General features: G+C 50.2%; 4 protein-coding genes. 3 read left to right on the plus strand and 1 reads right to left on the minus strand.

Going from position 1 to position 11,844, the window contains the following annotated elements:
* Positions 1–301: 301 nt before the first annotated feature.
* Positions 302–433, minus strand: coding sequence for a hypothetical protein (locus tag QUB25_RS28545; RefSeq protein WP_333188691.1), 132 nt, complete (start codon positions 431–433; stop codon positions 302–304).
* Positions 434–695: 262 nt separating this feature from the next.
* Here QUB25_RS28545 and ppsA point away from each other — a divergent pair, with 262 nt between their 5' ends.
* The 3 genes from ppsA to QUB25_RS28560 all read left to right on the plus strand — a co-directional run.
* Entirely contained in the window at positions 696–3,173 is a 2,478-nt protein-coding gene (ppsA, locus tag QUB25_RS28550) for a phosphoenolpyruvate synthase (protein WP_333188693.1), read from the plus strand.
* 425 nt (positions 3,174–3,598) lie between these two features.
* Entirely contained in the window at positions 3,599–3,919 is a 321-nt protein-coding gene (locus tag QUB25_RS28555; RefSeq protein ID WP_333041385.1) for a DUF6464 family protein, read from the plus strand.
* 1,303 nt (positions 3,920–5,222) lie between these two features.
* Positions 5,223–11,844: DUF4347 domain-containing protein (locus QUB25_RS28560; RefSeq protein WP_333188694.1), on the plus strand; the 6,622-nt coding region annotated here is incomplete at its 3' end.

Consider the following 11,844-nt stretch of genomic DNA (forward strand, 5'->3'; position numbering starts at 1 on the left):
ATTTTAAATCACCCTAACCTTCCTTCAGTCTTGTCTTATGGTACTTTGGCTGCTTAAAAACTGTCCGGAGTATTGCTCTAAGTAGGCTAACGCAATCAGGGGGAAATTTTTTAAGGTTTTTAGAAGCTGGGTTTCAGGAGGAAACTAAGCTGCTTAGTATTTTTTTGGGCGATCGCCCCTGTGACACGATTTTAGATTTTAGATGTAGTGCACAGATGAATCGGGGAGGTTGAACTAGAATCTCAAATTTTGGGCGACTCACGACTCCTGTCGGAAAATAAGTATCGGTTTTTGGGCGGGTTCAGCCGATCGCGCGATCGAACTCCATCCTTTGTTGTCTTTCAATTCCGCTACCAACACAATCCGAGCAATATCCCCGCACCAATGAGCGCTCAACGCCAAAAAAACGGTGGGAACTATCTTCGCTATTCATATTTTTACCACTTCTTTTAGAATACCTTACATAAACTCATTACTGCGATTTCTTTACTTTTTGCAATCAAATAAAAAATCTCAACAGGCCTTGCTATTTAGCCAAAAAGTGATAATCTTGAAGTAGAGGCAATCGAAAACTCGGTTGATACAGCCTAGGAAAAAATTTGAGAATTTTTGTAACAAAATTACAATTCCCAATAAACTGTCTTTTGTTTACTGTCCTTTGACCGAAATGAGCAGAAGTTGAGAGGAAAAAAGCAATGCTCGACAATTTAGCAATTGAACAAAAACCCGGTTTTATTCCCAAAGAAAAAGCCTTAGTATTGTTATTTGATGAAGTCGGCATCGCCGACATCCCATTAGTAGGCGGTAAAAATGCTTCTTTGGGGGAAATGATTCAACAATTAACTGGCCAAGGAGTTAGAGTTCCCAACGGATTTGCAACTACAGCACACGCTTACCGGTACTTTATCCAGTCAGCGGGTTTAGAAGCTAAATTGCGCGAAATTTTTGCCGATTTAGACGTAGAAGATCTGCAGAACCTGCGACAAAAAGGCAAGCAAGCGCGGGCACTGATTCTCGACACACCATTTCCGCGAGAACTCCAAGCGGCGATAGCGGATGCTTACGAAAAATTGTGCGATCGCTACGGCGACAGTACAGACGTAGCAGTGCGTTCCTCCGCCACCGCGGAAGACTTACCCGACGCCAGTTTCGCCGGACAGCAAGAAACCTACCTGAACGTCCAAGCTTGCGCAGGCGTCCTCGAATGCTGTCACAAATGCTTTGCTTCCATATTCACCGATCGCGCAATTTCCTACCGCCAACAGCGGGGTTTCGACCACTTTGAAGTCGCCCTATCAGTCGGTGTCCAAAAAATGGTGCGATCGGACTTAGCATCCTCCGGCGTCATGTTCAGCATCGACACGGAAACCGGATTCAAAAACGCCGTATTAGTAACCGCCGCCTACGGATTAGGCGAAAACGTCGTCCAAGGAACCGTCAACCCCGACGAATACTTCGTCTTTAAACCAACATTAAAACAAGGTTTTCGCCCGATTTTAGACAAACGCCTCGGCAGCAAAACACTCAAAATGGTGTACGACATCGGCGGTTCTAAATACACCAAAAACGTCTCCGTGATAGCAGCCGAAAAAAATAAATTTGCCATACAAGATGATGAAATTCTGCAACTAGCAAAATGGGCAGTAGTCATCGAAGAACACTACTCTAAAGTGCGCGGGACTTATACCCCGATGGACATTGAGTGGGCAAAAGACGGCAATACGGGCGAATTGTTTATTGTCCAAGCGCGACCCGAAACAGTACAATCTCAAAAGTCTGCTAAAGTTTTGCGAAACTACAAATTGCAAGGTAGCAGTGCAGTTTTAGCAAAAGGACGCGCCGTTGGCGAATCAATCGGACAAGGCCCAGCCCGTATAATTTTAGATGTGCACAGAATCGCTGAATTTCAATCAGGAGAAGTTTTAGTTACCAACAAAACCGACCCGGATTGGGAACCGATTATGAAAAAAGCAAGTGCGATCGTCACCAATTCCGGCGGCCGCACTTGTCACGCCGCCATCATAGCCAGAGAAATGGGAATTCCCGCCATTGTCGGCACCGGCGACGCCACTCAAATCTTGAAAAATCATCAAGAAATCACTGTTTCTTGTTCCGAAGGAGACGAAGGCAAAGTTTATTCCGGTTTGCTTCCTTTTGAAATTCAAGAAACTGCGATCGAGAATTTACCCCGCACCCGCACTCAAATTTTAATGAATGTCGGGAACCCAGAAGAAGCCTTTGGTTTATCAGCAATTCCTTGCGACGGCGTAGGCTTAGCGCGGTTGGAATTCATCATTGCAAATCACATTAAAGCACACCCGCTGGCACTGATTCACTTTGATGAATTAGTGGATGAATCAGTCAAGGAAGAAATTGCAGAACTCACAGCACTTTACCAACACAAACCCGATTTCTTCACCGACAAACTCGCCCACGGAATTGCCACAATTGCCGCCGCATTTTATCCAAATCCAGTTATCGTGCGGATGAGCGATTTCAAGAGCAACGAATATGCTAATCTTTTGGGAGGTCGGCAGTTTGAACCCAAGGAAGAAAACCCGATGATCGGGTGGCGTGGCGCCTCTCGTTATTACGACCCGAATTACCGCGAAGCTTACGCTTTGGAATGCAAAGCATTAAAGCGAGTTCGCGACGAAATGGGCTTGACAAATGTGATTCCGATGATTCCATTTTGTCGCACCCCAGATGAAGGGCGAAAAGTGTTAGCCGAGATGGCAAAACACGGTTTAGTTAAGGGCGAGAACGGCTTGCAAGTGTATGTGATGTGCGAATTGCCGAGCAATGTCATATTTGCTGACGAATTCGCCCAAGTTTTTGACGGATTCTCGATCGGCTCTAACGATTTAACTCAGCTAACATTAGGATTAGACCGGGATTCTGCTTTAGTCGCGCACATTTTTGACGAACGGAATGAAGCTGTCAAGCGAATGGTAGCAATTGCCATTAAAGCCGCCAAGAAGTACGATCGCAAGATTGGGATTTGCGGTCAAGCGCCCAGCGATTATCCGGAGTTTGCTCGTTTCTTGGTTGAGTTGGGAATTGATTCGATCAGTTTGAATCCCGATTCGGTTTTGAAGACTTTGTTAGATGTTGCTAAGGTGGAAGGCGCGGGTTCGTTGATGGATTTAGCGGGGGATATTGCTAAGGTTTAACCGTTTTGGTTTTGGAGAGCAACCGGGTTTCTCAAACAATAGCTACCCCATGTTCTGGCTTGGTTGTTTTTGAACTCGACTCGGTTTCTCATATGTATTCCTGTAAAATAATTGCTCTCGCGTTTGTAGTGATGAATCCAAGTCCTCTAATTTTTCTCAGGACTGGCATTCGTCACTACAAACCTATTTGATTGCTGATAATTGACCTGACATAATATCACATCATATCAGCACTTCTGGCTTTGTTGAACCCTGGCGCTGCGCGCGATCGCCCTCCTCAGCCGCCAGCTAACGGTTAACACACGGGCGGCATAGTTTGAGAATAGATCGGGAACTTTTCTTATTTAAAACCGTCTTTTAGGGGAGGATTTTCTGTTGCCATCGCCTAAATCAACAAACATATTCTCCACATAAGCTCTGAAAATGTGCTAACTGCTCTCCTGATTATTTTCATAGGTTTAGCTCCGTCGCTGCTGTCTTTGTGGGTGATGCGCTCTGCCCAGAGCCAAGCCCGCGACAGAATTGCAGCGGCCAGACTTGCGGTAGCCAATAGACCCATGCGAACTCCACTACCAACTGCCGATCGCACTTACATACAAAGCCTCGGTTACTCGATCGGCGATATCACTTGCGAGTATAACGCCCGCTCAAATTACATTCGCTGCGCTGTCAATCCTTCTGGGCCCTGTCAAGATTGTCGGTATTACCAAGCCAGAACACTTGACGTTGGGGATCAAAAGATATAGCTTATATTGGTGCTTGTATCTACGTCTATTTGCGGATGTAATAATCAATGAGTTAAGATGTACTTACGTGTAAGGATTATTGTTGAAGCTTGTTTTGGACGACCCACGCCCAAACTCAGCAGTTAAAACCTAATCGAGCATTATTGCTTGGTTACAGTTGCCATAACAGGGGAATTGCGTTGGGTGTTTTTCTAGTTGAGGACTTACGATCAGAAACCAGGTTTAGATGATAAATTTTGGTTGGGCGGCGAGAAATCTAGGAATAAATTGGGTTTCTAGTCTCCTGGTCGTAACTCCTGCAGTTAAGAAAATTAGCCAACAAAAATCGTAAGTAGCTGAGGGGCAAATCTCCAAATCAGTTTCTCCAAAACATCATGAAAAATTCTGCACGAAACATTGTCCCGAGCATTTATCTTAAACAGAAACCTGCTCGAAGACTTTAAGTTGACAGTTTGAGAAGTTAGTTGTGGGCTGCACGAATCTGTTTTTGCGATCGTAGCGAAACAGTCTCAAACCTAGATGGCTATCTCCAGACTCCAAGTCATGAATTTTTAAGACGCTTCGTCGATACAGGGTATGCCGATTTCAATTGAATCTCATATGTTGCACCATTTTCAAGAATAGGCTTTCTGGTCTGTTCCACAACAAGTGAATTTTCTTATGGGCTGGGCAGAAGACCCCCCCCATAGAAGGGTTATTGATAATGGTAAAAGATCTCAGTTGAATGACACTTCGGGCACGGCCGGCATAATTATGTGACGGCTATCACTCCCTAATTAATGTGTGGTTGCTATTGTGAACAGGGCTTGCACACCAACACCAAAGAAACCGAGTTGTTTACCGGGAGCGAGGGCTGCAAAGAAGTCTTTTCGTCCCTCAAACCAGGTTTATACCTCTAGAAATAGAGAGTTTTATCTGCAAACTAAAGTGCATTAGACGAGGTACCGAAAACCTCATGAAGTAAATTTTTGAGAACTCGTGTTCTTATCTACTGCGCGATGTCAGAGCTAGGCGTGTAACAGATACACTCGCTAACAGAACAGAAAAAAGCCGAAGGCAAAATGTCACCCGATAGAAAGGTTATTGGGATTTAAACCCCCAATCATCAGCGCTTCTGTCGGCTATATTTTCAATGCTATTAAATATCAATATAGCACTGCTTTTTGCTGAGTAAAATTCGCTTTTTGCTCTTGATTTAAGTCAAGCAGCAGAGCCTCTTAGTCTGCAATTCAACCTTTTCAATAGGTGATAATTATCATCTTGAACTAGGTACATCATCTACAATCCGTGAGACAATTTGACCATGCAAAGCATCTGCAAGAAATCAATCTTTCTAGCCAAAAAAATATGTGACTCCACCGCAAGGATTGCTGGCACAAAGTTCCGAACAACAACTACTTATCATCAGAAAAAACAAATAAAACAAGTAAAAGCAGACGAGTGTTTCCTGGGGAGCAAACTTGGTGGTGGCGCGGGAATTGGGCATCCCCACAGAGAATTTTTACGAGCAACCGAGTCTGTGGGCGCCCGGACTCTAAAAAATGTACTGTTTCTCGATGCCAGAGTAGAGAACTTCGACAGCTTGGCAAGAGGAGCAACAGCCGACACAGAGGTATTTGTATTGGACTCGACGCGGGATGGAGTCGAGCAAATTACTAGAATTCTGGCTAATTGCAGCGATTTAGACAGCCTTCAGATAGTTTCTCACGGTCGAGAAGCGGGGGTGCAGCTAGGGTCGATCGAACTCTGCAACGACAACTTACAAACCTACAGCCATTTGTTACAGCAGTGGGGAAAAGTCCTCAGCGAGAGAGGAGATATCTTGTTATTCGGGTGCAGCGTCGCAGTGGGGGAAAACGGCGAGGCCTTCGTGCGGAGGCTGAGCTTGATTGTCGGTGCAGATATTGCAGCTTCCGACAACTTGACGGGGAGTGCGGCACTCGGCGGCGACTGGCAATTAAAATTTGCGACCGGGGAAATAAAGGCGAGAATCGCCATTGAAAAAGAAGTGCTCGAAGCCTACCCTTACGCCCTCGGCACATTAGTTAACGAAACCTTCAAAAACTCCACAGTTAGGGGGCCTTGGATTTACGGGGGAAACGACGGGGCACTGTTCGATCCCAGCAGTAACCTTCCAGCAGCCGATCAACTTATCCCCGGCATTACCGGAGGCACAGTATCCGGCGTACTTCCGGCTTTGGGCGGTGCAAGTCCCGGCGATGGCGCTCTGCTATTAACTCCAGCAGTAAACCTTCGGGAAGCCTTCGTTATCTACAACAACCCCATTCCTTCAACCGACGGTCTCAGAGTTCAGTTTGATTTTTATTCTTACGGTTCAAGGGAGCAATTTGAGGCTCCGCAACCCAATATTCGCCCTCAGCCAGGGGACGGGCTGGGTTTCTTCTTGATTGACGGCACTGTTAGCCCAACAAGGACTGGGGGTTATGGCGGTTCTGTGGCTTACGCTCCACGAACGGGTATACCCGGTATTGAGGGAGGTTATTTAGGCATTGGGCTTGACGAGTTTGGCAATTTTTCAACATCCACAGAAGGGCGCTCTGGCCCAGAGCCGCCTCCGATTCCCGGCTCCTCTATTGGTTCTTTCAGACCTGATTCAGTAACTGTTAGAGGAAATCAAGCAGACGGTTATCAGTTTTTAACAAATGCGATCGTTCCCTTCGGCATCGATAACATTCCTACGAGCATTGACTTTAGTGGCCCTATTGCCGGCCGCAGTTTTAATTTCAGCAATACGTTCACGAGCGAGCGCAATTTAGCCAAAAGATCCGTTCAAATTACGCTGAATCCATCTAATGATCCGGTGGAACCCTCTCGCCTCACCGTTGCCTTCGATGAAAATTTCGACGACATCTACGAAACTACATTGATCGATATCCCCAACTTGGCAACCGAAAACGGCCGAGTACCGCCAATTTTCAAATTTGGTTTTGGCAGTTCCACAGGAGCCGCCAACAACATTCACGAACTTCAAAACCTCGTAGTTGAAACTATCAATCCTCCCAGTATCACCGCAGAGGTTGCCACTATCAAGACCGGCCCGCAGTTCGTCAAGCCCGGAAGCAGCATTACCTACACGATTACTACTGTAAACAGGGGGCCAGCGCCTGCTACAAATGTTCTGATTCAAGACGAAATACCTTTAGAACTGCTGCGTCCGGGCGGATTGCCCCCGGTTCTCAGTGCCTCCAACAACGGCACTTACGTGAACCAAACCAAGGCTGTCACCTGGCCGTTAATTCCGGTTCTCAATGCCGGCGAGACTCTGACTTACACACTGACAATTGATTTGCCGCCCGGTTTAACCAGCGGTAGCAGTTTTGCCAACGTTGCATTCAGCACTAGCTCGACTTTCGACCCCGACCTCAGCAACAACAGCGGTGTGCTTGCACCTGGGCAAATCGAGGGGCCTGGTGTAGTCTTTACCACAGTTGTCAATACAGTCGCGGATTTAGTTACTACCAAAAGTGGCCCTGTGACTACTTCGGCAGGGTCAAGCGTCGCCTACACATTGACTACGACTAACAGGGGGCCAGACCCCGCTGCCGATGTGACAATCACTGACAGCATTATTCCGGGTTTAACAGGAGTCAGCGTATCGGACGGCGGCACTTACGACCCTGTTTCGGGCATTGTCACCTTCCCAGCACTGACGGCGCTGGCAAATGCGGCTACTGCGACCCGCACCATCAGTTTCATTGCCCCAGCCACCCGTACCGACATCAGCAACACCGCCCGGAGTAGCGCGGCGACTTTCGATCCGATCGCCACTAACAACAACGGCTCGACAACCAACAAAGACGGCACTCCCACCAACTCTACGGTTACGACAAGTATTGCGCCCAACGCGGATCTGGCAACCACCAAAACCGGCTCTACGGATGCTCGCGCCGGTAGCTCAGTCAGCTATACAATCGCTACAGTCAACTTAGGGCCCAGTCCTGCAGAAGCTGTAACCATCACGGACAGCATAATTCCCGGGTTAACCGGAGTAACGGCATCTAACGGCGGCGTTTACGATCCAGTGACAGGCATTGTCACCTTCGGGCCGGTGGCAATCGCCAATGCGGAGACAGTCACGCGGACGATCGGCTTCACAGTACCGCCCACCCTAACTTCCATTAGCAACACGGCCAGAAGTACCTCCATCACTCCCGACTCCACTCCGGCCAACAACAACGGTACAAACCCCAACGCCACCGTCACCACATCAATCGATGCTGTGGCCGATGTTGTCACCCAAAAAACGGCTCCCGCCAGCATCGAGGTGGGCGACACGCTACTTTATACAATTACTACTACCAACTTAGGGCCCAGTTCCGCGACCAACGTAGTCATTACCGACAGCCTGATTCCCGGCTTAACTAATGTCAGCGTGTCCGATGAAGGAACCTACAATCCAGACACAGGGACGATCGATTTCCCAGCGATCGCGACTTTAGCCAGCGGCAGCAGCGTCACCCGCACCCTGATGTTTGTACCGCCACCTACCCTGACGAGCATCACCAACATTGTCTTGAGTCGAGCGTCCACTTTTGACCCGGACTTAACCAACAACGACGGCTCGACAGTCGCATTGCCCGGTCAGGCGGGGGGGCGAGTCATTACCTCGATCGATGCTGTGGCCGATGTTGTCACCCAAAAAACGGCTCCCGCCAGCATCGAGGTGGGCGACACGCTACTTTATACAATTACTACTACCAACTTAGGGCCGAGTCCCGCGACCAACGTAGTCATCACCGACAGCCTGATTCCCGGCTTAACTAATGTCAGCGTGTCCGATGAAGGAACCTACAATCCAGACACAGGGACGATCGATTTCCCAGCGATCGCGACTTTAGCCAGCGGCAGCAGCGTCACCCGCACCCTGATGTTTGTACCGCCGCCTACCCTGACGAGCATCACCAACATTGTCTTGAGTCGAGCGTCCACTTTTGACCCGGACTTAACCAACAACGACGGCTCGACAGTCGCATTGCCCGGTCAGGCGGGGGGGCGAGTCATTACCTCGATCGATGCTGTAGCCGACCTGGTTACGTCCAAAAGCGGTCTCACATCTGCTCCTGCTGGTAGTTCCGTGACTTATACTATAACTACCGCAAACAATGGGCCGAATGCTGCTGAAAACGTAGTGATTACAGACAGCATCATTCCCGGTTTAATGGGAGTCAGCGCATCCGATAACGGCACTTACGACCCAGTGACAGGGGTTGTCACCTTCCCAACAATTCCCAGTTTGACTAGCGGCAGCAACATCAACCGCGAAGTAACAGTAGTCGTTCCAGCGACGGGCACCATTAGCAATACTTCCCAGAGTCGAGCGACCACTTTTGACCCCGAACCCAGAAATAACAACGGTTCCGAGTCCAGAGCCACTGTCACCACCGCCATTTTACTCGCGCAGCCAACACCCAACAAGCTTCCATCAGCCGACAGCAGCAATGTGGCGATCGCGCCCAACAGCGTTGTCCAAATTAGCGGGCTCGGAGGCAGAGACTCAGACGGCACAGTGGTTACATTCACAATCAGCACCCTGCCGCCGGCAAATCAAGGCGTCCTGTTCTTGGGCGACCCCGCAACAGGGGGAATCGCTGTCACGGCAGGTCAAACGCTGACAGCCGAGCAAATGACGCAGTTATTCTTCGAGTCTGCCGGCAATTTCACAGGAGCTAATTTTACCTACAGCAGCAAGGACAATCTCGGTGACAGCAGTCCTGCCGCCACCGTTTCTCTGGTGTCCCTAGCGTTCAACTACCCGCCGGTACCCACAAACATCAGCAAGACACTGGCGCCAAACAGCACCGTCAACCTCACAGAGCTCACGGCAAAAGACCCCGACAACTCGATCGAATTCTTCACTATCCACACCCTGCCGGCGGCAACTCAAGGCGTGCTGTTCTTGGGCGACCCCAGCCAGGGAATCCGGATCACGGCAGGCCAAAGACTTAGCGCAACTCAAATCAGCCAGTTATTCTTCCAAGCAAGCAGCGAATTCGCAGCCACCAACTTTACCTACAGCGCCACAGACAGCCGCGGCGCCATTAGTCCAGCCCCCGCTACAGCCTCCCTGCTAGCACTATTACCTCCCACCGACCAGCCGCCCGTCGCCAACAACTCCAGCGTCGCTTTGTTGCTGGAAACAATCGTGAACATCCCCGGACTCGGAGGAACCGACCCCGACGGCACGGTGGTTTCCTTTACCGTAAACACCTTGCCACCAGCCAATGAAGGCACGCTGTTCTTGGGCAACCCCAGCCAGGGAGTGCGGGTCACGGCAGGTCAAATCCTGACAGCCGAGCAAATTACCCAGTTGTTCTTCCAGGCGTCCGGCAATTTCACAGGGGCAAACTTCACCTACAGCGCTACAGATAACCTCGGCGCCACCAGTGCGGCAGTCGCCACTGTCTCTCTCATCCCCCTTAAGGAAGCGATACCGACGCCGACACCCGCGCCGATACCGACGCCGACACCCGCGCCAACACCAACACCCGCGCCGGAACCAACACCAACACCACCAACACCAACACCTGCAGCGGAACCAACACCTGCGCCGACACCCGCGCCAACACCAACACCCGCCCCGACGCCCATACCCGGAGCGGAACCCGCCCCGACGCCCATACCCGGGCTAACACCAACTCCAACACTCGCGCCGGAACCAACACCAACACCCGCACCAACACCCACACCTGCAGCGGCACCAGCCCCGACGCCCATACCCACGCCGACGCCCATACCCACGCCGGAACCGGAACCAACTGCAACTCCAACACCACCAACATCGGCGCCAACACCAACACCACCAACACCACCAACACCCGCCCCCGAACAACCAACACCGACGCCAGAACCAACCCCCATATTCAACCCAGTACCCGAACCCGATACCAGTTGCGGTTGCGACCCCTTACCCTTGCTGCCCCCGCTCACATTTATCCAACCCCAGCCAGAGCAAATACTTAACTTCGACTCAAACGCCGCCCAACTCATCGACATCCAAAACACCAGCATCGGCACTCCCGGAAACGATTCCTTAACAGGAAACGAAACCAACCAACTATTTCTTTCCCAAGGTGGCGACGACACAGTGTTAGGTGAAGCAGGCAGCGATATCGCTTTCGGCGACCAACAGCGAGACTTGATCGCAGCAGGTAAGGACAACGACATCGTTTACGGCGGCAAACAAACCGATGCCGTATTTGGCGGCAAACAAGACGATCGCATTTCTGGCGATCGCAATGCAGACACATTGTACGGCGATCGCGGTGCCGACAGCATAGTCGGCGACAACGGCAACAACATCGACTTGACTGGTAACGACGGCGACCTGATTTTCGGCGGGTCTTCAGGCGACGCCATTTCAGGCAATCAAGGTTCAGACACCGTTTACTCCGGCAAAGACCCTGACATCGCTTACGGTGGTATCGACAACGACCTGATTTGGGGTGACAAAGGCCCCGATACCCTTTCCGGCGACAACGGAGATGACTCGGTGTTTGGTGGCGTCCTCAACTCCCTCGATAGCGACCCCGACGGCTTCGATTTGCTATTAGGAGGCGATGGCAACGACCTACTTAACGGCGAACAACAAGACGATACCTTGCGAGGTGGCAACGGCCCGGATGTGGTGTTTGCAGGCAAAGGCAACGATCGCATTTTCGGCGAAACCGACTCGGATACTCTCTACGGCAATCTAGGTTCCGACACCATAATCGGCGACTACGGCACTCAACCAGCCAATACAGTTGCCACGGATGAAGGCGACTTAATTTTCGGTAACGACACCGGCGATATCATCGGCGGTGGCAGCGGTAACGATAGCATTTTTGCCGGCAAAGGTAATGACTTAGTTTACGGTGGCAAAGATCACGACAGGATTTGGGGCGAACTCGGTTCCGACACCATTG

This window comes from Microcoleus sp. B3-D7 (genome assembly GCF_036705305.1).
Lineage (GTDB): Bacteria > Cyanobacteriota > Cyanobacteriia > Cyanobacteriales > Microcoleaceae > Microcoleus.